The following is a 24,465-nucleotide window of genomic DNA, read 5'->3' on the forward strand; positions in this document are numbered from 1 at the left end:
TGAGATCAACCCAAAGGGACCCACCTGTCCCCACCTTGCCCGGCATCCGCCGGCAGTCACCATGACCTCTGGCGGATGCCGCCCGGGAGCGAGGTGATATACCTTGCTACAACACCGTAGGGGTCTCTTTTGAAGATGGACAGGAACACCATGTTTTCAGGCGTGGCGAAGGCATTGCTGGCGGGCGTCCTGGTGGCCGGCACGGCTGCGCTGGGCGGCTGCGGGGACCACGGCGAGGGCGTCGCCCAGGCCAGGGCGGCGGAGGCGGCGAAGGGCACAGACGCCGTCCCGGTGGAAGTCGCCAAGGCCACCCGGCGCGCAGTCGCGGCCAGCTACACCGGCACCGGCGCGCTGGAGGCACGCGCCGAGGCACAGGTGGTGGCCAAGACCTCGGGTATTGCGATGGAGGTGTTCGCGGAGGAAGGCCAGCAGGTGAAGGCCGGGCAGGTGCTCGTGCGCCTGGATTCGGATCGCGCGCGCCTGCAGGTCGCGCAGGCCGCGGCGCAGGTGCGCAAGCTGGAAGCCAACTACAAGCGCGCCGTGCAGCTGGAAGCGCAGCAGATGGTCAGCGCCAACGACCTCGACCAGCTCAAGTACGACCTGGCCAACGCGCGCGCCGCCTGGGACATGGCCAGGCTGGAGCTGTCGTACACCAGCGTGGCCGCGCCGATTTCCGGCGTGGTCGCCTCGCGCGACATCAAGCCGGGCAACTTCGTCCAGATCAACTCGCCGATCTTCCGCATCGTCGACGGCAGCCGGCTGGAGGTGACGCTCAACGTGCCCGAGCGCGAGCTGGCCAAGCTGCAGGCGGGGCAGTCGGTGACCCTGGCGGCCGACGCGCTGCCGGGGCGCACCTTCGAAGGCACCGTGGACCGCGTGTCGCCGGTGGTGGACACGGGCACGGGCACGTTCCGCGTGGTCGCCGCGTTCCCCGGCCAGGGCGACCTGCACGCGGGCATGTTCTGCCGCCTGAGCATCAACTACGACCAGCGCGCCGATGCGCTGGTGATCCCGCGCGCGGCGCTGCTGGAAGACGGCGGCGAGCCGGCGGTCTACGTCGCCCGCGACGGCAAGGCCGCGCGCACGGTGCTGAAGCTTGGCTACGACGACTCGGGCTGGGTGGAGGTCCGCGAAGGGCTGAAGGAAGGCGACGCCGTGGTCGTGGCCGGCAAGGCCGCGCTGCGCGAGGGCAGCACCGTCCAGGTCCTCGACCGTGACGCGCCCGCGCAGGCTGACGCAAAGGCGAAGGTGCCGGCCGCGCAGGCGCCGCGCTGATGGCAGGGCACGACGCCGTCCCCGCGGCGCGCGGGTTCGACCTGATCGAATTCGCCACCCGCCGCCGCGTCACCATCGCGATGATGACGCTGACCCTGGTGCTGTTCGGCCTGATCTCGCTGTCCGGGCTCAAGGTCGAACTGCTGCCTGACCTGAGCTATCCCACGCTCACCGTGCGCACCGACTACGAGGGCGCCGCGCCCGCCGAGGTCGAGACCCTGATCTCGCAGCCGGCCGAGGAGGCGCTGGGCATCGTCAAGGGGCTGCGCAAGCTCAAGTCGATCTCGCGCACCGGGCAGAGCGATGTCGTGCTCGAGTTCGCCTGGGGTACCGACATGCAGCAGGCCGGGCTGGACGTACGCGACAAGATGGAAACGCTGCAGCTGCCGCTCGACGCCGATCCGCCGGTGCTGCTGCGCTTCAACCCGTCCACGCAGCCGATCATGCGCCTGGCGCTGTCCTCGAAGAACGAAAGCGGCGGCGAGGCCGACGCCGTGCGGCGCCTGATGGAACTGCGGCGCTACGCCGACGAGGACCTCAAGCGCAAGCTGGAACCGGTCTCCGGCGTGGCGGCGGTGAAGGTCGGCGGCGGCCTGGAGGACGAGATCCAGGTCGACATCGACCAGCGCAAGCTGGCCCAGCTGGGGCTGTCGCTGGATACCGTGATCCAGCGCCTGCAGCAGGAAAACGTGAACCTGTCCGGCGGGCGCCTGGAAGAGGGCACGCGACGCTACCTGGTGCGCACGGTCAACCAGTTCGCAACGGTCGAGCAGATGCGCGAAATGCTGCTGACCACGGCCGGCGGTTCGAGCAGCGGTTCGTCGTCGTCGACCGGCGACAACAGCCAGCTGATGTCGGCGATCCTCGGCAGCCGCGACCCGAACGTGATCGCCGCGCTGCGCGGCGACAGCGGCGGCGGGATCAGCGCGCAGGTGCGGCTGAAGGACGTGGCCCAGGTCAGCCAGGGCTACAAGGAGCGCGAAGCGGTGATCCGCACGGGCGGCCGCGAGGCGGTGGAAATGGCCGTCTACAAGGAAGGCGACGCCAACACCGTGGCCACCGCCGACGCGCTGGAAGCGCGGCTGAAGACCGTCCGCGAGCAGATGCCGGGCGACATCGAGCTGACCGTGGTCGAGGACCAGTCGGTCTTCATCCGCAACGCGATCAGCGACGTCAAGCTCGACGCGGTGATCGGCGGCCTGCTGTCGGTGCTGATCATCTTCCTGTTCCTGCGCGACGGCTGGAGCACGTTCGTCATCTCGCTGTCGCTGCCGATCTCGATCATCACCACGTTCTTCTTCATGGGCCAGCTGGGGCTGAGCCTCAACGTGATGTCGCTGGGCGGCCTGGCACTGGCCACCGGCCTGGTGGTGGACGACTCGATCGTGGTGCTCGAGTCGATCGCCAAAGCGCGCGAACGCGGGCTGGGCGTGCTGGAGTCGGCGATCGCCGGTACCCGCGAGGTGTTCATGGCGGTGGTCGCCTCGACGCTGACGACGATCGCAGTGTTCCTGCCGCTGGTGTTCGTCGAAGGCATCGCCGGGCAGCTGTTCCGCGACCAGGCGCTGACCGTGGCGATCGCCATCGCGGTGTCGCTGGTGGTGTCGATGACCCTGATCCCGATGCTCAGCGCGCTCAAGGGACGGCCGCCGATGCAGTTCCCCGACGAGCCGCCGCGCGAGGCCTGGCGTCCGCAAAGCCGCTGGCAGAAGCCGGCGGCGCTGGCCGGGCGCGGCGTGGGCGCGGTGTTCCGCTACGGATTTTTCGCGATCGTGTGGTCGGTCGTGCGCGTGTTCCGCGGCATCACCGCGGTGGTCGGCCCGGTGATGCGCAAGGCCAGCGACCTGGCGATGGCGCCCTACAATCGCGCCGAGGCCGGCTACATGCGGATGCTGCCGGCGGCTCTGTCGCGGCCCTGGCCGGTGCTGGGCGTGGCCGCGATCGCCTTCGCCGCGACCCTGGCGGTGGTGCCGCTGCTGGGCGCGGACCTGATCCCGCAGCTGGCGCAGGACCGCTTCGAGATGACCGCGCGGCTGCCGCCGGGCACGCCGCTGGCGCGGACCGACGCGCTGGTGCGCGAAGTGCAGCGCCAGCACGCCGGCGACGAGGGCGTGCGCCTGCTGTACGGCGTGTCCGGCACCGGCACGCGGCTCGATGCCAGCCCGACCGAGAGCGGCGAGAACATCGGCAAGCTCACCGTGGTCATGGACGAGGCCAGCCGCGAACCGGAGCTGGTCGAAGGCTTGCGCAAGACCATGCAGGCGTGGCCGGAGGCACAGGTCGACTTCGCGCGCCCGGAGCTGTTCGCGCTGTCGCCGCCGCTGGAAGTCGAGATCGAGGGCAACAACCTCGACCAGATCCGCGTGGCCGGCAACCGGCTGGCCGACATGCTTCGGCAGAACGGGCACTACGCCGACGTCAAGTCGTCGGTGGAGCAGGGCTTCCCCGAGATCCAGGTGGTGTTCGACCAGGACCGTGCCGCCGCGCTCGGCCTGACCACGCGCCAGATCGCCGACGCGGTGGTCAACAAGGTCAAGGGCAACGTCGCCACCCGCTACAGCTTCCGCGACCGCAAGATCGACGTGCTGGTGCGCCTGCAGGAGTCCGAGCGGTCTTCGGTCGACGACATCCGCCACCTGATCGTCAACCCGACCGGCAGCAAGCCGGTGGAGCTGGCGTCGGTCGCCGACATCATCGCCACCACCGGGCCGAGCGAGATCCACCGTTCCGACCAGCGCCGCGTGGCGATCGTGTCGGCCAACCTGCGCGACATCGACCTGGGCACCGCGATCACCGAGGTGCAGGACATGGTGGCGAAGAACCCGCTGGGCGCGGACGTGGGCATGCACATCGGCGGCCAGGGCCAGGAGCTGGGCGAATCGATCCGCTCGCTGCTGTTCGCGTTCGGCCTGGCGGTGTTCCTGGTCTATCTGGTGATGGCCTCGCAGTTCGAATCGCTGCTGCATCCGTTCGTGATCCTGTTCACCATCCCGCTGGCGCTGGTGGGCGCGGTGGCGTCGCTGCTGCTGACGCGCTCGCCGGTGTCGGTGGTGGTGTTCATCGGCCTGATCCTGCTGGTCGGCCTGGTGGTGAAGAACGCGATCATCCTGATCGACAAGGTCAACCAGCTGCGCGAACAGGGCGTGGCCAAGCGCGAGGCGCTGGTGGAAGGCGCGCGCTCGCGCCTGCGGCCGATCATGATGACCACGCTGTGCGCGGTGTTCGGCTTCCTGCCGCTGGCGCTGGCCTTCGGCGAGGGTGCAGAGGTGCGTTCGCCGATGGCGATCACGGTGATCGGTGGCTTGCTGGTCTCCACGCTGCTGACGCTGCTGGTGATCCCGGTGGTCTACGACCTGCTGGATCGCACGCCCGACGCCTCGTACGTCGAGCGCGGCCGCCGCGCCCGCCGCGACGCCGAGCAGGTCGCGCAAGTGCTGGCGCACGAACAGGACGCCCTGGACGACGGCGGCGGGGCGGGAGAGCCCGCGCGATGAACATCACCGAGCTGTCGATCCACCGTCCGGTCACCACCATCATGCTGTTCGTGTCGATGGTGGCGATCGGCCTGATCGCCGCCTTCCGGCTGCCGCTGGAGGCCGAACCGGAAGCGACCATCCCCTTCTTCTTCGTCTCGCTGCCGTACGCGGGATCGACGCCGGAGGAAGTCGAGCGCAACCTGCTGCGGCCGGTGGAAGAGGCGCTGGCGACGATGCCCGGCATCCGCTCGATGAACTCGCGCGCCAACGCCGAGGGTGCGTCGATCCAGGTCGAATTCAGCGACTGGAACCAGGACATCGCCATCGCCGCATCCGAGGCGCGCGAGCGCATCGACGCGATCCGGGACCAGCTGCCCGACGATTTCCGGCGCTATTACGTGCAGCGCTGGAGTACCAGCGACCGCGAGGCGATCAGCCTGCGCCTGAGCAGCAAGGAGGACCTGACCGCGCGCGCGGACCTGATCGAGCGCAGCCTCAAGCAGCGGCTGGAGCGCCTGCCCGGCGTGGCCCGCGTCGAAGTGGAGGGCGTGGCGAAGCAGGAAGTGCTGGTGGCGCTGGACAAGGACCGCCTCAGCGCGCACGGCGTCGTGCTCAACGACCTGGTGCAGCGCCTGCAGGCGGCCAACTTCTCGGTCTCCGCGGGACAGATCACCGAGGCCGGGCGGCGCCTGCGGGTGCAGCCAAAAGGCGAACTGCAGCAGCTGCAGGCCCTGCGCGACCTGCCGGTAAACGGCACCGGCACGCGCCTGTCGGACATCGCCGACGTCAGCCTGCAGCCGCAGCGCATGAGCTACGTGCGGCAGATGGACGGCCGGCCCAGCGTCGGCGTGGACATCTACCGGGAGCGCTCGGCCAACCTGGTCGACCTGTCGCGCGCGGTGCGCGCGGAGATCGAGGTGCTGGAGCAGGACCCGTCGATGCGCGGCATCGGCTTCGAGGTCACCGACGACCAGGGCCAGGCCGTGACCAGTTCGCTGTCGGCGCTGGCCGAGGCCGGCGCGATCGGCCTGCTGCTGTCGGTGGTCGTGCTGTACGGCTTCCTGCGCCACTGGCCGTCGACGCTGATGGTGAGCCTGGCGATCCCGATCTGCTTCATCATGACCCTGGGCTTCATGTACTTCGCCGGGCTGACCCTGAACATCATTTCGATGATGGGCCTGCTGCTGGCGGTCGGCATGCTCGTGGACAACGCCGTGGTCGTGGTCGAGAGCATCTACCAGGAACGCGAGAAATATCCCGGCCGGCCGTCGCTGGCGTCGATTGTCGGCACCCGCCACGTGGCCATCGCGCTGTCGGCCGGCACGCTGTGCCACTGCGTGGTGTTCCTGCCGATGATCTTCGGCGAGAAGAACATCATCACCGTCTACCTGTCGCAGCTGGCGGTGACGATTTCGGTGTCGCTGCTGGCCTCGTGGCTGGTGGCCGTCAGCCTGATCCCGATGCTGTCGGCGCGGATGAAGACGCCGCCGGCGCTGAAGTCGTCGTTCATCAGCCGGCTGCAGGACCGTTACGCGCGTGCACTGCGCTGGACCCTGCAGCACCGCGGCTGGAGCGTGGCCGGCATCCTCGCCATCTCGCTGGCCAGCATGTGGCCGATGACGCACACCCAGGGCAGCACCGACAACGGCGACCCGAGCGAGATCAACATCTTCTACCAGTGGCGCGGCGCCTACTCCAAGGAGGAGATGGGCAACGAGGTGGCGAAGGTGGAGGCGTTCGTCAACGCCCACCGCGACGAGTTCCACGTCGAGCGCGTCTACAGCCGCTACTCCGAGCAGGGCTGGGCGATGACGCGCCTGTTCCTGGACATCGACGACCGCGACCTGAGCAAGCAGATCGAGGAAAAGGTACGCGCGGGCCTGCCGCCGTCGGCGCGGGCCAAGACCGGCATCGGCTGGCCTGGCAGCGCGGACAACCAGGACCAGGGCATCAAGTTCAGCCTGGTCGGCGACTCGTCGGAGGTGCTGAAGGAACTGTCCGACGACATCGTGCCGATGCTGGCGCGCAACCCCAACCTGCGCGACGTGCGCGTGGACACCGGCGACGCCAACACCGAGCTGTCGGTGCGCGTGGACCGCGAGCGCGCGGCCGCGTACGGCTTCAACGCGCAGCAGGTGGCGCAGTTCGTCGGCATGGCGCTGCGCGGCTCGTCGCTGCGCGACTTCCATCGCGACGAGCTGGAAATCCCGGTCAACGTCCGCTTCGCGGGCTCCGAGGACTACGGCTTCGAGGACCTGTCCGGCTTCATGGTCCGCGCGCCGGACGGCACCGAGGTGCCGCTGGGCGCGCTGGTGGAGGTCAGCTTCAATCCCTCGGCCACGTCGATCCAGCGCCTGAACCGGCAGACCATGCTGCGCGTGGAGGCCGGACTGGCCAAGGACGTGGCCATAGACCAGGCGCGCAAGTCGATCGAGGCGACGCTCGACGGCATGGAGTTCCCGCCCGGCTACAGCTACACCTTCGACAGCGGCAGCTTCAACATCAACTTCGACGGCATGGACCAGATGGTGCGTGCGATCGCCATCGCGCTGGTGCTGATGCTGGTGATCATGGCCGCGGTGTTCGAGTCGCTGCTGTTCCCGGCGGCGATCATGTCGTGCGTGCTGTTCTCGATCTTCGGCGTGTACTGGCTGTTCTGGATCACCGGCACCGAGATGAACATCATGGCGGTGATCGGCATCCTGGTGCTGATGGGCGTGGTGGTGAACAACGGCATCGTGATGATCGAGCACATCAACAACCTGCGCCGGCGCGGCATGGACCGCATGGAGGCGCTGGTGGAGGGCAGCCGCGAGCGCCTGCGCCCGATCATGATGACGATGGGCACGGCGATCCTGGCGATGATCCCGATCGCGCTGCAGACCGACACCGCCGACGGCATGCCGCCGTACTACCCGATGGCGCGCGCGATCGCCGGCGGGCTGGCGTTCTCGACCGTGGTCAGCCTGCTGTTCCTGCCGACGATCTACGCGATGCTCGACGACCTGCGCCGCGGGACGGCGCGGCTGGTGCGGCGGGCGAGGGGAGTTGCCGACGTGCCGGCGGCGGTGTTGACGGAAGGCTAGCGCCAGACAAACCGGGCCCTTCTCCCGCAAGCGGGAGAAGGTGCCGAAGGCGGATGAGGGGGCGAGCGCAGCGAGCTGCCCTTGGGGGTTCCGCGGAGATCAAGATCCAGTTCAATGGCGTTTCGCGCGCTGAGCGCGCGAGCCACCTTTCCCTGCCTGTGCAAAGAAACCTGGCGCAAAGAAACTGCGCACATTCCGGTGCGACGCCGTCGGGTCTGATCCGCCGGCTCCGCCGCTTCGGAAGGGCCCCGAAGTCCAAGAGCAAAAACAACGGCAACAGCAACGCCTGGAGAGGCGGGGCGCAATCCCGGGGTCAGCAGGATTCCCGTGCGAATCCTGCGTGTCGATCCGGCCGCATCAGCGTTGAATCGGGCGCATCATTCGCAGCCACCGGCTCGCAGGTCCGCGTCAATGCGTGCTCGAGCAGCGGACGCAGGCGCTGCAATTGCGCGCAGTAGGCTTCGCTGCCGCGCCAGCGCCTCTTCTCCGCGCGCGAGTGGAATTCGGTGACGACCACCACCGCCTCGCCGTCGAGCGACCGGTAGACGCGGCTGTCGCCGCCCACGCCGTTATGGCCGCTGCGGTGGATCTCTTCGGCCAGTTCGGCGAGGAATGCGCCGCGCAGGCCGGGTCGGGGCAGATAAGTGTCGATCACCATGACCGGGCCGTCTGCTGCTTCGACATGCGGAAAGCCGTCCGCGATGTGGACGCGCGGATGGGCATCGCCGGTTGCGGTCTTGTGCGTGCTGCGTTTCATGCGGCCTCCGCGTAGGGGATTTCCGTGCGGGCGGCACGCAGCGCACGCGCCCACCAGCGCAGCCGCGCGAGCAGGACGCGCATGGCTTCTTCCGCCGCCCCGGGGTCGAGCAAGGCGCCGCCGGCGTCGAAGCGCCGGGCCGAGTCGGCGAAGCTCACGCAGTCCCGCAGGGTGGTCGCGTGCAGCTCGGCGAAGACCTGCCGCAGCTGTTCCACCGCGCGCAGGCCGCCGGAGATGCCGCCGTAGCTGACGAACGCCACCGGCTTGGCCTGCCAGGGCTGGCCGACGGCGTCGATCAGCGCCTTCAGCGGGGCCGGGTAGCCGTGGTTGTATTCGGGCGTGACCACGATGAAGGCATCGGCGCGCTGCAGCCGTGCGGCCAGTTCCTCGGGGCCGCCGGCCTCGCCCAGCCGCCGCGGGTCGACCACGTCGATTCCGAAGCCACCGGCCTGCTCGATCCGCGACAGCGTCCATTCGGTGACCGTGTCGCAGAAGCGGCCTTCGCGCGTGCTGCCGCAGACCACGGCCAGGCGCAGGGGAGGGAAGTCGCGCATGTGTCGTCACTCGTTGCATGAAGTCGGCATGCAGGGTAAAACCTCAACATTACTTGAGGTCAAGGCATCCATGGCTGGCAAGGCAACGAAGCCCGCGCTGCACGCGGAACTCGGCGTGGGCGAACTGTCCGCGCGCAGCTGCGTGGCGGTATCGGCGCTGCACTTCTACGAATCGAAGGGGCTGATCCACAGCCTGCGTACCGCGGGCAACCAGCGTCGTTACCCGCGCGACGTGCTGCGCAGGGTCGCGGTTATCAAGGCGGCGCAGCGGCTGGGCCTGCCGCTGGCGACGATCCGCGAGGCGCTCGACTCGCTGCCCGACAACCGCACGCCCACCGCCGCCGACTGGCGCCGTTTCTCCGCCGCGTGGCGCGCCGAGCTGGACGACCGCATCGAACACCTCCTGCGCCTGCGCGACCAGCTCGATGGCTGCATCGGCTGCGGCTGCCTGTCGCTGAAGGAGTGTCCGCTGCGCAATCCCGGCGACGTGGCAGCCAGGGAGGGGCGTGGTTCGCGCCTGCTCGATCCGGGCGAATGAGTGCGTCAGCCCGCGGGTGGGTCCGGTGCGCGCTCCCACGATGCCACCGGGCCGGGGACGCGGCGGAACAACGGATGGCAGCGCGGCCGCTGCAGCGACTGCAGCCGGTCGTGCCGCTGCGGGTCACGCACGGAAAGCTTCGCCAGCAGGTGCGCCCATTCGCGCATGAGCTGGCCGTCGGCCACCGCGATCGGCGGCACCGGTCGCAGCGGCCCGATCTTGCCGCGGTCGAATGCATAGCCGCGCGCAGTGGCCTCGGCATGCAGGCCGGCCAGGTAGGCGCTGATGGCCAGCCGCGGCGCCGGATGTGCGTGAAAGCGTTCCAGCTGCGGATGCCGGGTATAGCCGCGCGTTTGGCCGCGCAGCACCGCGCGCGCCAGCAGCGCCTCGCGCCAGGCCGCCAGCAGGCCCTGGCGATCGAGGTAACCGGGATGGAGCGACCACAGGCGCATGCGTCCTGCCGGGGCGCTCAGCCGAGCAGCTTGCCGACGATGCGCAGCCCCGCCAGCCACACGCCGATGCCGGTGCCCAGGTTGGTGAGGATGAAGTTGAGCACCACCCGCGTGACCCGGTTGCGGTACCAGCCGCGCACGGTCTGCGCGTCGTCGCGCAGGGCGAGGAAGTCGCCGTAGGCCGGCTTGCGGATGCGTAGCTCGACCAGCGCGCTGAACATGCCCGAGGGAATCCCGGGCCGGAACGGCTTGAGTGGCGCCGCGATGGCGCCTGCCAGGATGCTCAGCGGGTGGCCGCCGGCGATCGCGCAGCCCAGCGCCGCCAGTCCCGCGGTGTACAGCACCCACTGCTGGAGCAGGTCCGCGCCCAGCTCGAAGCCGCCGCGCCAGAAGCCCCAGGCGATGCCGCCCAGCACCAGCGCGGTGATCGCCAGGGTGAACCACGGCACCTTCTTTTTCTTGCGGACGGCGTCGAGTTCCTCGCAGATCGTGTCGGGGTCGCGGGTTTCCTCGCGCAGGTAGCGGGCCAGCCCCTGCAGGTGGCCGGCGCCGACCACCGCCAGCACGTTGCGCGATTCGCCGCTGGTCGCGCGCAGGCGCGCGGCCATGTAGCGGTCGCGCTCGTCGATCAGGGTTTCGTACAGGGCCGGGCTTTGCCTGGCGAATTCGCCGAAGCTGGCTTCGAGCATGTCGCCCTGCTTGAGCTTCTCGATTTCGTCCTCGCCAACCTCGTCGTCGACCAGCAGCCCGGCCAGCAGGCCGCTGAGCAGGCGGATGCGCCCAAAGAAGCCCAGCCGCGCCGAGATGCGCTTGAAGGTGGTGCCGACCTCGCGGTCGACCAGGTGCACGGGCAGGCCGCGCGCCTTGCCCTCGACGGCCGCGGCCTTGAGCTCCGCGCCCGGCTCGATGCCGAGCTGCTCGGCCAGCCGGCGCTGGTAGGCGGCCAGGCCCAGGTTGGCCGCGAACAGCGCCGCCTTGCCCTCGCGAAGCACCTTGACCAGGTCGAGTTTCGCCAGCGCGTCGGGATCGCTGAGTGCCTGCATGCGCTGCGCGTCGAGTTCCACCGACACCGCGTCGTAGGCGCCGCCGTCGATCGCCGCGCGCACCGCGCCGAGGCTGTCGTGCGAGACGTGGGCGGTGCCGAGCAGGGTGTAGCGCACGCCGTCGCGTTCGACGATGGCGTGCGGCTGGCTGGCAAGGGGATCCGGGGCGGCGTGCGGCGTGGTTTCGGTTTCGGTCGTCATCGATGCGATGCGTCAGCGGCGTGCGTCCGGCCGCGTGTGGTCTGGAGGGCGCCACGGCATCGCCACGACGGGGGCGGGCAGGATAGTCGCTCGCGGCGCCCGCCCGCAAAGCGTGCCGCCGCGCGGTTCAGGCGATGCCGTAGGGCAGGGCGGTGGTGGAGACGACGCGCTGGCCCACCGCCTCGCCGCGCAGGAAGCCCAGCACCGCGCTGATCACGGCCGGGTCGTCCACGATCCGGTTGTGGCCCAGGCCGTGCGTGCTCAGCAGCCGCGACCCGTGCCAGAACCGCGCGTAGCGCTCGCCTTCCTCCCACGGCACCTCGCGGTCGCACAGGTCGTGCACGACCAGCGCCGGGCAGCCGATCCGCGGCGCGTTGCGCTGGGCCTGGAATTCGTCGAACGACGCGCCAACCATCGCCTCGAACATCGCCACCATCCGCCGGCACAGCCGCATCGGCAGGCCGATCACGCGCGCGAACCGCTGCGCCGCGGCGACGGGGTCCGCAGCCGGTGCGATCAGCACCGCGCGGTTGGCGTGCAGCCCGCGCGCCATCGCGATCGTCACCGCCGCGCCACCCAGCGAATGCCCCAGCACCGCCGCGGCCGGGCCGTGCCGCCCGGCGACCGCCGCCAGCGTGTCCACGAACTCCGGCAGGTTGCTGCGTCGCCCCTCGCTGCGCCCGTGCGCGGGCTGGTCGAAGGCGACCACCGCGTAACCGGCCTCGCGCAGCGGCGCGATCCAGGGCAGGAAGCGTGTGCCGTGGCTGGACCAACCGTGGGCCAGCAGCACCCAGGGCTGCGAGGCGGGATCGCCCCAGGTGTAGGTGTGGATTCGGCGTCCGCCGACGTCGAGCGCCTCCTCCACAGCGCCGCCGCTGGAGGCGCGCAGCGCCCGGCTGCGGGTGCTGGGCAGCGGGGTGCTGAAGAGGTTGCCGGCGCGCTCCAGCGTGCGCCGCGGCTGCAGCCACGCGCCGACGCGGAAGCCGGTGCGGAGCAGGGCGAGTTTCGGATTGAATCGAACGATCGTGCTAATCGAAGGCGATGCCGTGGACATGGGGGAGTACCTGGTCGAGTCAGGGGGAGGTGTGGGTGGGCGCGTGCAGGCCGGCCCAGCGGTCGACCGCTGTTTCGCCGTGCGCACGCGCGGTCTCGAAGCCGTAGAACCCGGCGTCGTGGTGCACCGCCAGGGCGATCGCGTACAGCTCGAAGACGCGCTGGTCGGCGTCGCCGGGGGCGAGGTGCCCGGCTTCGACGGACTGTTCGATGGTCCGGTGCAGCACATCGCGCCAGCGGCGGTCGTTGTGCAGCACGCGGTCGTGCAGCGGGCCGTCGCGGTCGTCGTACTCGGTCGCCGCGCCCAGCAGCACGCAGCCGCCGCTGGTGCTGCGCACCCATTCGAACCAGTTGTGCATGATCGCCCGCAGCCGCGGCAGGCCGCGCGGCCGCGACAGGGCAGGGACCAGCACTGCATTGCCGAACCGCTCCGCCGCGCCATCCAGCACGGCCAGCTGCAGCCCCTCGCGCGAACCGAAGTGCGCGAACACGCCGCTCTTGGACATGCCGACCGCTTCGGCCAGCGGCGCGATCGACAGGCCTTCCAGCCCGTTGGCGCAGGCGATCGCATAGGCCCGGTCAATGATGCTGTCGCGGGTGGCGACGCCCTTGGGGGTGGCGGTCAGGCTGGACATGGATCTGAAAATAGCACGATCGTTCGATCAGGTGCGACCGTTCGTCTGCGTGTATGTCGTCCAGAGATAATCTATATCATTAAATATATGTTTTATCTTATTGAAATAGATTGCAAATCATTGATTCAAGAAAAGCCATTGAACCTGATAGAAGCGGTTTCAGCTGCGAGCTTTGGATCTCCGCGGGGCCGAAAATCTCGCGGCTGAAGCCGCTCCTGCCGGCAAAGGGCAAAGGTGAAAGCGACGGGATGGCAATGGCGATGGCTAATCGTTCAACGCCGTCATCTCGACGATCTCGCTCCACGGCGGCACCAGGATGTCCATGTGGTCGCGCAGTGCCTTCGCCGACGCCGGCGACAGTTCGTCGAACGGGTCGCCCGCCAGCCGCTCCCGCCACACGGGATCGGCCTTCTCGAGGTCGATGCTGCGGGCAGGGCCGATCTTTCCCTGGAAGTTGAGCGTCGTGAACACGCGGTCGACCACGTCCTGCACCGCCCGGTAGTCCTCGTGGGACAGGCCCGCGGCCCTGACCACCTCGGGGCCCTCTTCGCCGTACTTCGAGACCGTCACGCCGTAGTGCGTACCGCGGCCCGGACGGCGGATGATCTCGACCTCCTTGCGCAGGCCCTTCGCATACGCTTCCAGCAGGGCCGGGGTGAGTTCGATTGCTGCCCCCGGCTCTGCTGTCTGGCCTGCACCGGCATTGCCGCCGGCGCCCGGGCCGGTCGAAGCAGCGGGCGCAACCGGCGGCCCCTCCGGCTCGGGCGCGCCGCGGCAGGTGGCCAGCGCGACCGCAATGACCAGCAACGCCGCCATCGCTGCGACGATTTTCAGATGACGTGTGGCCATTTCCGATCTCCCTGCATCCATTGCCCGCGATGCGGGCAGCCTCCGGCCCTTCGCCCGGCCCCGACGCAATCGGCGCCGGACAGGTCGAACAACGGCGGGAACGGGCGCCGACTGCCACCCGGCGTTGCCGGCGCCACCACCGCGGCCGGCGCCGTTTGCAAGCGGCCTGCGGCCGCTATACTCGGGCGTCGATTTCATCTTTCGACTTCCCGTCACGTCGAATCAATGACTTGACGCGGGAATCGAATCCCGGTTCTCCATCACGAACGCCGTCCCGACCGCGGGGCCGCGCCGAGGCATTCCGACCGCCGCATGCGCCTGTCCACGATCAAGCTGTCCGGTTTCAAGTCCTTCGTCGACCCCACCACGCTGCACCTGCCGACCAACATGACCGGCGTGGTCGGCCCCAACGGCTGCGGCAAGTCGAACATCATCGACGCGGTGCGCTGGGTGATGGGCGAAAGCTCGGCCAGCCGCCTGCGCGGCGATTCGCTGACGGATGTGATCTTTTCCGGCTCCACCGCGCGCAAGCCGGTGTCGCAGGCCACCGTCGAGCTCATCTTCGACAACGCCGACCACACCATCAGCGGCGAGTACGCAGCGTTCAACGAGATCTCGGTCAAGCGCACGGTTTCGCGCGACGGCCAGAGCACCTACTACCTCAACGGCGGCAAGTGCCGGCGGCGCGACATCACCGACCTGTTCCTCGGCACGGGCCTGGGCCCGCGCAGCTACTCGATCATCGAGCAGGGCATGATCAGCCAGATCATCGAGGCCAGGCCCGAGGAACTGCGCGTGTACCTGGAGGAGGCCGCCGGCATCTCCAAGTACAAGGAGCGGCGCAAGGAAACCGAGACCCGCATCCGCCACACCCGCGAGAATCTCGACCGCCTGACCGACCTGCGCGACGAGGTCGGCAAGCAGCTGCAGCACCTGGCGCGGCAGGCCAGGCAGGCCGAGCAGTACACGCAGATCCAGGCCGAGCGGAAGATCCGCGACGCCGAGTGGAAGGCGCTCGAGTACCGCGCGCTGGACCAGAAGCTCGCAGCGCTGCGCGAAGGCCTGTCGCAGGAGGAAACCCGCCTGCAGCAGTTGATCGCCGAACAGCGCGAGGCCGAGGCCCGGATCGAGACCGGCCGCGTGCGCCGCGAAGAAGCGATGGAAGCGCTGAACAAGGCGCAGGCCGCGGGCTACGAAGTCGGCGGCAACCTCGCCCGCATCGAACAACAGATCGCCCACCAGCGCGAGATGGCGCAGCGCCTGCAGCGCGCCCGCGACGAGGCGCAGGCCGCGCTGGCCGAGATCGGCGAACACATCCAGGGCGACGAGGCGCGCCTGCAGGTGCTGCAGGAGGCGATCCTCGACGCCGAGCCGCGGCTCGAACAGCTGCGCGAGGAGGACGGCGTCCGCCAGGACGCGCTGCGCGATGCCGAAGCCGCGCTTGCGGACTGGCAGCAGCGCCAGGACGCGCACGCCCGCGAGCAGGCCGAGGCCGCGCGCGCCGGCGACGTCGAGCGCACGCGCGTGGATTACCTCGACCGCCAGGCCTTCGACGCCGACCGCCGCCGCGAGCAACTGGCCACCGAACGCGGTGCGCTCGACCTGGAAGCGCTGGCGGAAGCCTTCGCCGGCATCGAGACGCAGCACGAGGAGCAGAAGGCCTCGCTCGACACCCTCAACGAGCAGCTCGAGCAGCGCAAGCAGGCCGTCACCGAACTGCAGGACCAGCAGCGCACCGCGCAGACCGAACTGGCGGAAGTGCGCAAGCAGGCGCAGGAAAAGCGCGGCCGGCTGTCGTCGCTGGAAACCCTGCAGCACGCCGCGCTCGGCCAGGAGCAGGGCGCGGCGGTGGAATGGCTGCGCCAGCGCGGGCTGGATTCGGCCGCGCGCGTGGGCGAGCGGCTGGAGGTCGAAGCCGGTTGGGAAAATGCCGTCGAAGGCGCGCTCGGGCAGCTGATCGAGGGCGTGCTGGTCGACAGCCCGGAGGCGCTGGTCGAGGCGCTGGGCGACCTCGGCGAGGGCCGTCTTGCCCTGGTGTCATCCGCGCATGCCGATGAAAGCGGGGGCAGCGCCGAGTTCGCCGCCACCTCGCTCGCGGCCAAGGTGCAGGGACCGCTGGCGATCCGTCGCCTGCTGGGCCGGCTGCACGTGGCTGAAACCCTCGACGAGGCACGTGCGCTGCAGGCGCGGCTGGGCGAGGGCGATTCGGTCATCACCCGCCACGGCGAGCGCCTCGGCGCCGGCTGGGTGCGGGTGCTGCGCTCGGGCGCGGCCAAGCAGGGCGCGCTGCTGCGCGAACGCGAGATCCAGTCGCTGCGGGTCGAGATCGAGACGCTGCAGGAACGCGAGCACGAGCTCGAGCGCGGCATCGCCGCCTGGCGCGACCGCCTGCTCGCCGCCGAGCAGCAGCGCGAGGACGCACAGCGCGGGCTGTACATGGCCCACCGCAGCGTGTCCGAACTGGCCGGTCAGCTGCAGAGCCAGCAGGGACGGCTGGAATCGGCGCGCAACCGCATCGCCCGGATCGACGCCGAACTCGAACAGCTGGCCGAAACCCTCGGCAGCAGCCGCGAGCAGTCCAGCGAGGCGCGCACCAGGCTCGAGGACGCCGTGTCGCGCATGGCCGAGCTGGAGAACACCCGGCAATCGCTCGAAGCCGAGCGCCGCAGCCTGGTCGAGGCCCGCGACGCCGCCCGCACGGCGGCCCGCGAATCGCGCGAAACCGCGCACGCGCTGGCGCTGACGCTCGAATCCCAGCGCACCCAGGCCTCGGCGCTGATGCAGTCGCTCGAACGCATGGGCAGCCAGCGCGGCCAGCTCGACAGCCGCCTGGGCGAGCTGTCCACGCAACTGTCGTCCGGCGACGCCGACCCGGCCGCCGAACTGGAGCAGCAGCGACAGGCCGCGCTGGAGCAGCGCGTGGTCGCCGAGAACGCACTGGCCACCGCACGCGCGGCACTGGAAGGCATCGACAACGAGTTGCGCGAGTTCGAACAGATCCGCCACCAGCGCGACGAGCAGTCACTCGCCCAGCGCGAGGCGATCTCCCAGCGCAAGCTCGACCAGCAGGCGCTGGTGATCCACGCAGAGCAGCTGTCGGCTGCGGTGGCCGAGGCCGGGTTCGTGCTCGAGGACGTGATCAACGGGCTCGCCGGGGACGCCGAAGTGTCCGCGTGGGAGAAGATGGTCACCGATTTCGATGCAAAGCTGCGCCGGCTGGAGCCGGTCAACCTGGCCGCGATCGCCGAGCACGCCGAGGCCGCGCAGCGCAAGGAATACCTCGACGCGCAGGACGCCGACCTCACCACCGCGCTGGAAACGCTGGAAGACGCGATCCGCAAGATCGACCGCGAGACCCGCGGCCGCTTCAAGGACACCTTCGACCGGGTCAATTCCGGCGTGCAGGAGCTGTATCCGCGGCTGTTCGGCGGTGGCCACGCATATCTGGAGCTCACCGGCGAGGACCTGCTCGACACCGGCGTGGCGATCATGGCGCGCCCGCCGGGCAAGCGGGTGTCCAGCATCACCCTGCTGTCGGGCGGCGAGAAGGCGATGACGGCGGTGGCGCTGGTGTTCGCGATCTTCCAGCTCAACCCGGCGCCGTTCTGCCTGCTCGACGAGGTCGATGCCCCGCTCGACGAAGCCAACGTCGGCCGTTTCACCGCGATGGTCTCGGAGATGAGCGAGCACGTTCAGTTCCTGTTCGTCAGCCACAACAAGGCGACGATGGAGGCCGCGCAGCAGCTGTCCGGCGTTACCATGCGCGAGCCGGGCGTGAGCCGCCTGGTGTCCGTCGACCTTGCCGAAGCCGCGCGCCTGGCCGGCGCGGCCTGAGCCACCGATAGGAGAACCGCACGATGTCAGACGCCTGGCTGCTGCGCCTCGGGATCCTCGTCGCAGGCGTGGTCCTGATTGCCGCCATCTATTTCTTCGGCCGCCCGCGCAAGCCGGGGCAGGGCCGCCGCCTGCGGCCGGAAGGCAAGGGCGCGCGCGCCGAACCCACGCTGGGCGCGCAGATCGAGAGCGAACTGGCGCAGGCGCCGGAGGACGGCAGCGGCGAGAACGTCGTGCAGGCGGAAATGGAGCTGCTCGACCGCGCCGTCGGCAGCACCGCGGCGATGGCGGCCAGCGAGGTCGGCCGGCGCCAGAACGACGACTTCGACAAGATCGTGACCCTGTACATCGCCGCCAAGGCCGGCAGCGCGCTGCGCGGCCCGGACATCGTGGTCGCCGCCGAGAAGACCGGCCTGACCTATGGCCACATGAACGTGTTCCACCGCCTGGTCGAAGGCCACCCCGAACGCGGCCCGATCTTCAGCGTTGCCAACATCATGAAGCCCGGCAGCTTCGACATGGCCGAGATCCAGTCGCTGGAAACCCCGGCCATCGCGTTCTTCCTGACCCTGCCGGCGCCGATCAACGCGCTCGACGCCTGGGAGGCCATGGAGCCGACCGCCCGTCGCATGGCCGAACTGCTCGACGGCGTGGTGCTGGACGAGTCGCGCAACGCCCTGGGACGCCAGCGAATCGCCCACCTGCGCGAAGAGCTGCGCACCTACGACCGCCAGCACGAAGCGCCGCCGATCACCCGCTCGCCGCGCTGGTAACCGGTCTTGTGGGAGCGGCTTCAGCCGCGAGCTTTTGAATGCGGCGTAGGTTGGTCGACGAGTCAAGAGCAAACCCCATGGGCCCTTTTCCAGGGAAAGCCCTTTGCCAGGGAAAGCCCTTTGCCAGGGAAAGCCCTCTGCCAGGGAAAGCCCTCTGCCAGGGAAAGCCATGTCATCCCGAGCGCAGCGAGGGATCTGCTTGCGGCATGGCGCGGATGATGAAGCAGATCCCTCGCTGCGCTCGGGATGACAGTCCTATGCTTTCGGCTTTCGGCTTCCCGACTTCCCGACTTTCCAACTTCCGGGTCCTCGAACGCTCGCGGCTGAAGCCGCGCCCACGGCCATCACAGGTCCCGGCCACGTGCCATAGAATTCCCCGATGCCCGCCAAAGCCGCCGCCCGCGTCGCTGAACTGCGCCAGCTGATCGACGACGCCAACTACCGCTACCACGTCCTCGACGACCCGGACATTCCGGACATCGAGTACGACCGCCTGATGCGCGAACTCGAGGCGCTGGAAGCCGCGAATCCCGCGCTGGCCACGCCGGACTCGCCCACCCAGCGCGTTGGCGCGGCGCCGTCAGGCGCGTTCGCGCAGGTCCGGCACGCCGAGCGGATGCTGTCGCTGGCCAACGCCTTCAGCGACGGGGAAGTTGGCGAATTCGTGCGCCGGATCGAGCAGCGGCTCGATGTGTCCGGCACCGTGTTCTCGGTGGAGCCGAAGTTCGACGGCCTGGCGATCAGCCTGCGCTACGAGGACGGCGTGTTCGTGCAGGGCGCCACGCGCGGCGACGGCGAGACCGGCGAGGACGTCACTGCCAACCTGCGCACGATCCGGGCCGTTCCGCTGCGCTTGCGCGGCGGAAGCAACGAGGATGGCCCGCTGAAGCTGCGCGGCAAGGGCTGGCCGCGCGTGCTGGAGGTGCGCGGCGAGGTCTACATGCCGCGCGCGGGCTTCGAGAAGTACAACGAGAAGGCGCGTGCCTCCGACGGCAAGGTCAAGCCGCTGGTCAACCCGCGCAATGCCGCCGCCGGCAGCCTGCGCCAGCTCGACCCCCGCGTCACCGCGCAGCGTCCGTTGGCGTTCTACGCCTACGCGCTGGGCGTGGTCGAGGGGGCGACGATGCCGGCGCGCCATTCGGAAGTGATGGCCAGGCTGCGCGAGTGGGGGTTCCCGGTGAGCAAGCTCGCGGGTACCGCGCGCGGTGCCGAGGGTTGCCTTGCCTACTACGCGAAGATCGGCGCGCAGCGCGATGGCCTGCCGTTCGATATCGACGGCGTGGTCTACAAGGTCGACGACCTGTCCGCGCAGCGCGAACTGGGCTTCGTCGGCCGCACCCCGCGCTGGGCGATCGCGCACAAGTTCCCCGCGCAGGAACAGACCACCGTCGTCGAGGACATCATCGTCAACATCGGCCGCACCGGCGCGGCCACGCCGGCGGCGAAGCTCGCGCCGGTCTTCGTCGGCGGCGTCACCGTCACCAACGCCACCCTGCACAACGCCGACCAGGTCGCGCGCCTGGACGTGCGCGTGGGCGACACCGTGATCGTGCGCCGCGCCGGCGACGTGATCCCGGAAGTGGTCGCCGTGGTGCCGGGCATGCGACCGCCGGATGCGGCGCCGTGGGCGATGCCCGCGCACTGTCCGGTCTGCGGTTCGGACATCGTGCGCGAGGAGGGTGAATCCGTCGCGCGCTGCACCGGCGAGCTGTCGTGCCCTGCGCAGCGCACGCAGTCGGTGTTCCATTTCGCCAGCCGCCGCGCGATGGACGTCGACGGGCTGGGCGAGCGTTACATCGAGGCGCTGGGCGAATTCGGCTACCTGGATTCGGTTGCGGGTCTGTACCGCCTGACACTGGACGACCTGCTGGAGATGAAGCGGCAGGCGGACGAGCGTGACGGGACCACGCCGGAAACCGTCAAGGCCGGCAAGGTCGCCACCAAATGGGCCGAGAACCTGATCGCCGCCATCGACCACAGCCGCGACACCACGCTGGCGCGGTTCCTGTACGCGCTGGGCATCCAGCACGTGGGCGAAAGCACGGCCAAGGCGCTGGCACAGTGGTTCGGCAGCCTCGACCTCATCCGCCACGCGCCGTGGCCGCTGTTCAAGCGCGTGCCCGACATCGGTGGCGAGGTGGCGCGTGCGCTCGGCCATTTCCTCGACCAGCCGGGCAACCAGCAGGTGATCGACCAACTGCTCGAACGCGGCGTGCGCATCGGCGACGAACACGCGCCGAACCCGAAGTTCGGCGGCATGCTGGACCTGGCCACGCTGCTGGTCGATCTCGAAATCCCGAAGATCACCCCGGTGCGCGCCGCGCAGCTGGGCTCGGCGTTCGCCGATGCACAGGCGGTGCTGGATGCATCGGCGCACAACCTGGTCATCGCCGGCCTGCCGTCCGAGACCGCCGATGCGCTGGTCGCGTGGCTGGATGACGAGGCCAACGCCACGCTGCTGCTGCGCAGCGCGCAGGCGCAGCAGCGGCTGCGCGCGCTGCTGCCCGCCGGCGACACGGCCAGGGCCGGTCCGCTCGACGGCAAGACCGTCGTCCTGACCGGCACCCTGGCCGCGATGGGCCGCGACGAAGCCAAGGAGAAACTCGAAGCCCTGGGTGCGAAAGCCGCCGGCAGCGTCTCGAAGAAGACCTCCTTCGTCGTCGCCGGCGAAGCCGCCGGCAGCAAGCTCGCCAAGGCCGAGGAGCTGGGCATCGAGATCTGGGACGAGGCGCGGCTGCTCGCATTCCTCGCGGAACAGTCATGACCCGTGGAAGCGGCCATGTCCGCGATTGCGCGCAGACCGGTCGCGGTCAGTTCCGCAGGTTGCGGAAGGTTCGACAGCGAAGCAGTTCTGCCACGGACTTGATCCGTGGCACAAAAATCCGTTGCGAAGAAGAACGCCTTGCGGGCGCGCGCGATGCGTGACTGGAAGCCCTCCGCCACGCACGCCGCGCTGCGCCTGCGGGCGCGGCTCAATGCCGCGATCCGCGACTTTTTCGCCGCGCGCGGCGTGCTGGAAGTGGAAACGCCGGTCATGTCGCAGGCCGGCAACACCGAACCCAACATCGCCTCGTTCGCACTGGAGTTTTCCGGCCGTACCGACGGCGGGCCGCGCACGCGCTGGCTGCGCACCTCGCCCGAGCACCCGCTCAAGCGCCTGCTCTGCGCCGGGATTGGCGACTGCTATGAGCTGGGTCGCGTGTTCCGCGACGGCGAGGCCGGCCGCCGCCACAACCCCGAATTCACCATGCTCGAGTGGTACCGCCTGGGCATGGACCACGGACAGCTGGCCAGCGAGACGGCGGAGCTGGTGCGCATGGCGCTGGCCCTGGTGGGGCGCGACGCCAGCGTCGAACCGGTCACCTACCGCGAGCTGTACCTGCGCGAACTCGGCCTGGATCCGATGCTCGCGTCCGACGACGAACTGCGTGCCGCCCTCGGCGAGATCGCCATCGATCCCGAAGGCCTGACCCGCGACGACTGGCTCGACCTGCTGATGACCCACCGCATCCAGCCGAGCCTGTCGCCCGACACGATCACGGTCATGCGTGACTACCCGGCCTCGCAGTGCGCGCTGGCGCGCATCCGCGCTTCGGAGGATGGCGAACCGCCGGTCGCTGAACGCTTCGAGCTGTACCTCGGCCCGCTGGAACTGGCCAACGGCTACCACGAACTCGACGATGCCGATGAACAGCGTGCCCGGTTCGAACGCGACCACCGCGTCCGCCAGGCGCGCGACTTGTCGCTGCCGGCCATCGACGAACGCCTGCTCGACGCGCTTGCCCACGGCCTGCCGCATTGCGCCGGCGTCGCGCTGGGCGTGGACCGCCTGCTGATGGCGATGCTGGGCACCGGCGCGATCGCCGACGTCCTGGCGTTCGACTTTACGCGCGCCTGAACGGGCCGGGCCGCCGTGTCAACGACGATGCCCGCTTTCGCGCTTTCGTTCACATGGAAAGGGTAGATTCTGTCCCGTTCGCAACGAGGGGTATGCCATGAAGAACGTCATCCGGTTCCTTGTCTCCATCGCGGTCGTCAGCTTGGCCGGCTGCGTCGGATACGGCTTCCCGGGCGATTACCAGAGCGGATACCCCGGCAACAGCTATCCCGGCAACAGCGGATACCCGGGCAACCGCCATCCCTCGAACAATTACGGCGGCCGGATCCGCTGCGAATCCAACGACCGCCGGACCCGCCACTGCACGATCAACACGCGCGGCGGCGTGCAGCTGGAGCGCCAGCTGTCGAAGGCCGCCTGCATCCAGGGCTCCAGCTGGGGCTACGACAGCCGCGGCGTGTGGGTGTCGAACGGCTGCCGCGGCGAGTTCGTGACCGGCCGCGGCGGCTACCGCCCCGGCCCGGGCACGCGGCCGGGCGTCGGCGGCGGCCACGGACAGACCGTGCGCTGCGAATCCAACGACAGGAAGACCCGCCGCTGCAACGTGTCCGTGCGCAGCGGCGTCCAGATCACCCGGCAGCTCTCGCGCACGCGCTGCGTGCACGGCCAGAACTGGGGCTGGGACCGCAGCGGCATCTGGGTGCGCGGCGGCTGCCGCGCGGAGTTCAGCGTTCGCTGACGCGCGGCGCGCGCGGGATGTCGCGCCGGCCCCGGTAGACTGTCGTGATGGAAACGCCTGCCGCAAATCCCGCCATCGATTACGCGCGCCATGACCGCATCCGCCCGATCCGCTGGACCGGGCAGATGCTGGAACTGCTCGACCAGCGTCGCCTGCCTTTCGAGGTCGAGTACCTCGGCTGTGCCACCAGCGACGAAGTCGCCGCGGCCATCCACGCGTTGGCCGTGCGCGGCGCGCCGGCGATCGGCATCGCGGCCGCATGGGGTGCCGTGCTGGCGACAAGCGATATCGAAGCCGAAGACGGCGCTTCCGCGCTGGCGTTGATCGAACCCGCGCTGCAGCGTCTCAACGCCGCGCGGCCGACGGCCGTCAACCTGGCGTGGGCACTCGCGCGGATGCGCCGCGCGCTGGCCGGTGCGGGCCGTGACTGGCGCGACGTACTCGCAGCCGAGGCGCGCGCGATCGAGACCGAAGACCTGGCCGCCAACCGCCGCATGGGCGAACTGGGCGCCGGCCTGATCGCGCCGGGCTCCGGCGTGCTCACCCACTGCAACACCGGTTCGCTGGCCACCGCCGGCTTCGGCACGGCGCTGGGCGTGATCCGCGCCGGCGTCGCGCAGGGGCGGATCGACAGGGTGTTCGCCGGCGAGACGCGGCCGTGGATGCAGGGCTCGCGCCTGACCGTCTGGGAGCTTCAGCAGGACGGCATCGACGCGACCCTGATCGCCGACGCCGCCGCCTCGCACCTGATCCGGGACGGGCAGGTCGACTGGGTGGTCGTCGGCGCCGACCGCATCTGCGCCAACGGCGACGTAGCCAACAAGATCGGCACCTACCAGCTGGCGATCTCCGCGCGCCACCACGGCAAGCGCTTCATGGTCGTCGCGCCGTCGTCGACGGTGGACATGGACACCGCGTCCGGTGACCTGATCGAGATCGAGGAGCGCGATCCGGCCGAACTGCTCGGCGTCGCCGGCAGCCGCACCGTGGCCGAGGGCATCCGTGCCTGGAACCCGGTGTTCGACGTCACCCCGGCCGGACTGATCGACGCGATCGTGACCGAGAAGGGGATCGTGGAGCAGCCGGACGAGGCTTCGATGCGGGCGATGTTCGGCTAATTCCATCCAGGTGCCTGTCCCGATTGCGGAGGAGCATCCCGCCCCGCAAGGATGGAGTGGCGCGAAGCGAGGCGTCTTTGCACCGTCACGGCGCTGCGCGCGCCCCAGCCCTTCTCCCGCTTGCGGGAGAAGGTGCCCGAAGGGCGGATGAGGGTGCGAGCGCAGCGAGCTGCTTTTCTGCTCCCGGAATCAAGGCAGGATCAACAGCGTTTCGTGCGCTGAGCGCGTGACCACCTTCGATGGA

The 24,465-nt window shown here is 69.7% G+C and carries 17 protein-coding genes; 10 read left to right on the forward strand and 7 right to left on the reverse strand.

The window, feature by feature from the left end:
- Window positions 1-135 precede the first annotated feature (135 nt).
- Genes ABD679_RS04415 through ABD679_RS04425 form a run of 3 tightly spaced genes read left to right on the forward strand, consistent with a single transcriptional unit; the run spans window position 136 to window position 7,837 of the window.
- Window positions 136-1,275, forward strand: a complete 1,140-nt coding sequence (locus ABD679_RS04415) for an efflux RND transporter periplasmic adaptor subunit (RefSeq protein ID WP_425561844.1) — start codon at window positions 136-138, stop codon at window positions 1,273-1,275.
- Window positions 1,275-4,769 (forward strand): efflux RND transporter permease subunit, encoded by a 3,495-nt coding sequence (locus ABD679_RS04420; protein ID WP_344758751.1) that lies wholly within the window; start codon window positions 1,275-1,277, stop codon window positions 4,767-4,769. The genes ABD679_RS04415 and ABD679_RS04420 overlap by 1 nt, the downstream gene beginning before the upstream one ends.
- A complete protein-coding gene (locus tag ABD679_RS04425) occupies window positions 4,766-7,837 on the forward strand; it encodes an efflux RND transporter permease subunit (RefSeq protein ID WP_344758752.1) in 3,072 nt (1,023 codons plus the stop codon). The genes ABD679_RS04420 and ABD679_RS04425 overlap by 4 nt, the downstream gene beginning before the upstream one ends.
- A 313-nt stretch (window positions 7,838-8,150) precedes the next feature.
- Here the strand turns inward: ABD679_RS04425 and ABD679_RS04430 are convergent, their stop codons facing one another.
- Together ABD679_RS04430 and ABD679_RS04435 are read right to left on the reverse strand one after the other, a co-directional pair.
- Window positions 8,151-8,594 carry a hypothetical protein gene (locus ABD679_RS04430; RefSeq protein ID WP_344758753.1) on the reverse strand — a complete coding sequence of 148 codons (444 nt, stop codon included), beginning with the start codon at window positions 8,592-8,594 and terminating at the stop codon, window positions 8,151-8,153.
- Window positions 8,591-9,148 carry an NADPH-dependent FMN reductase gene (locus ABD679_RS04435; RefSeq protein ID WP_344758754.1) on the reverse strand — a complete coding sequence of 186 codons (558 nt, stop codon included), beginning with the start codon at window positions 9,146-9,148 and terminating at the stop codon, window positions 8,591-8,593. Before ABD679_RS04435 ends, ABD679_RS04430 begins: the two co-directional genes overlap by 4 nt.
- A 70-nt stretch (window positions 9,149-9,218) precedes the next feature.
- Here ABD679_RS04435 and soxR point away from each other — a divergent pair, with 70 nt between their 5' ends.
- On the forward strand, window positions 9,219-9,686 hold the full coding sequence (gene soxR, locus ABD679_RS04440; RefSeq protein ID WP_344758755.1) for a redox-sensitive transcriptional activator SoxR: 468 nt from the start codon (window positions 9,219-9,221) through the stop codon (window positions 9,684-9,686).
- A 5-nt stretch (window positions 9,687-9,691) separates the two neighbouring features.
- On the opposite strand, the gene ABD679_RS04445 is transcribed toward soxR, so the two are convergent.
- The 5 genes from ABD679_RS04445 to ABD679_RS04465 all read right to left on the reverse strand — a co-directional run bounded on the left by ABD679_RS04445 (window position 9,692) and on the right by ABD679_RS04465 (window position 13,919).
- Window positions 9,692-10,138, reverse strand: coding sequence for a pyrimidine dimer DNA glycosylase/endonuclease V (locus tag ABD679_RS04445; protein WP_344758756.1), 447 nt, complete (start codon window positions 10,136-10,138; stop codon window positions 9,692-9,694).
- 17 nt (window positions 10,139-10,155) lie between these two features.
- Entirely contained in the window at window positions 10,156-11,382 is a 1,227-nt protein-coding gene (locus ABD679_RS04450) for a TraB/GumN family protein (protein ID WP_344758757.1), read from the reverse strand.
- Between the two features lie 127 nt (window positions 11,383-11,509).
- Window positions 11,510-12,436 carry an alpha/beta hydrolase gene (locus ABD679_RS04455; protein WP_344758758.1) on the reverse strand — a complete coding sequence of 309 codons (927 nt, stop codon included), beginning with the start codon at window positions 12,434-12,436 and terminating at the stop codon, window positions 11,510-11,512.
- A 19-nt stretch (window positions 12,437-12,455) separates the two neighbouring features.
- The gene (locus ABD679_RS04460) at window positions 12,456-13,070 is read right to left on the reverse strand and encodes a TetR/AcrR family transcriptional regulator (protein ID WP_344758759.1); all 615 of its coding nucleotides are present in this window, start codon (window positions 13,068-13,070) and stop codon (window positions 12,456-12,458) included.
- 264 nt (window positions 13,071-13,334) lie between these two features.
- Window positions 13,335-13,919, reverse strand: a complete 585-nt coding sequence (locus tag ABD679_RS04465) for a hypothetical protein (RefSeq protein ID WP_344758760.1) — start codon at window positions 13,917-13,919, stop codon at window positions 13,335-13,337.
- Window positions 13,920-14,231: 312 nt separating this feature from the next.
- Here ABD679_RS04465 and smc point away from each other — a divergent pair, with 312 nt between their 5' ends.
- The 6 genes from smc (at window position 14,232) to mtnA (ending at window position 24,221) form a co-directional block, all read left to right on the forward strand.
- A complete protein-coding gene (smc, locus tag ABD679_RS04470) occupies window positions 14,232-17,753 on the forward strand; it encodes a chromosome segregation protein SMC (protein ID WP_344758761.1) in 3,522 nt (1,173 codons plus the stop codon).
- 23 nt (window positions 17,754-17,776) lie between these two features.
- On the forward strand, window positions 17,777-18,526 hold the full coding sequence (zipA, locus tag ABD679_RS04475; protein WP_344758762.1) for a cell division protein ZipA: 750 nt from the start codon (window positions 17,777-17,779) through the stop codon (window positions 18,524-18,526).
- A 379-nt stretch (window positions 18,527-18,905) separates the two neighbouring features.
- A complete protein-coding gene (gene ligA / locus ABD679_RS04480; RefSeq protein ID WP_344758763.1) occupies window positions 18,906-21,290 on the forward strand; it encodes an NAD-dependent DNA ligase LigA in 2,385 nt (794 codons plus the stop codon).
- 153 nt (window positions 21,291-21,443) lie between these two features.
- Complete coding sequence (gene epmA, locus ABD679_RS04485; RefSeq protein WP_344759128.1) at window positions 21,444-22,424, forward strand: EF-P lysine aminoacylase EpmA; 981 nt, start codon at window positions 21,444-21,446, stop codon at window positions 22,422-22,424.
- A 97-nt stretch (window positions 22,425-22,521) separates the two neighbouring features.
- Window positions 22,522-23,103, forward strand: a complete 582-nt coding sequence (locus ABD679_RS04490; protein WP_344758764.1) for a DUF3011 domain-containing protein — start codon at window positions 22,522-22,524, stop codon at window positions 23,101-23,103.
- Between the two features lie 47 nt (window positions 23,104-23,150).
- Entirely contained in the window at window positions 23,151-24,221 is a 1,071-nt protein-coding gene (mtnA, locus tag ABD679_RS04495; protein ID WP_344758765.1) for an S-methyl-5-thioribose-1-phosphate isomerase, read from the forward strand.
- The last annotated feature ends 244 nt before the right edge of the window (window positions 24,222-24,465 follow it).

Source organism: Luteimonas lutimaris (assembly GCF_039537065.1).
Taxonomy (GTDB): domain Bacteria; phylum Pseudomonadota; class Gammaproteobacteria; order Xanthomonadales; family Xanthomonadaceae; genus Luteimonas; species Luteimonas lutimaris.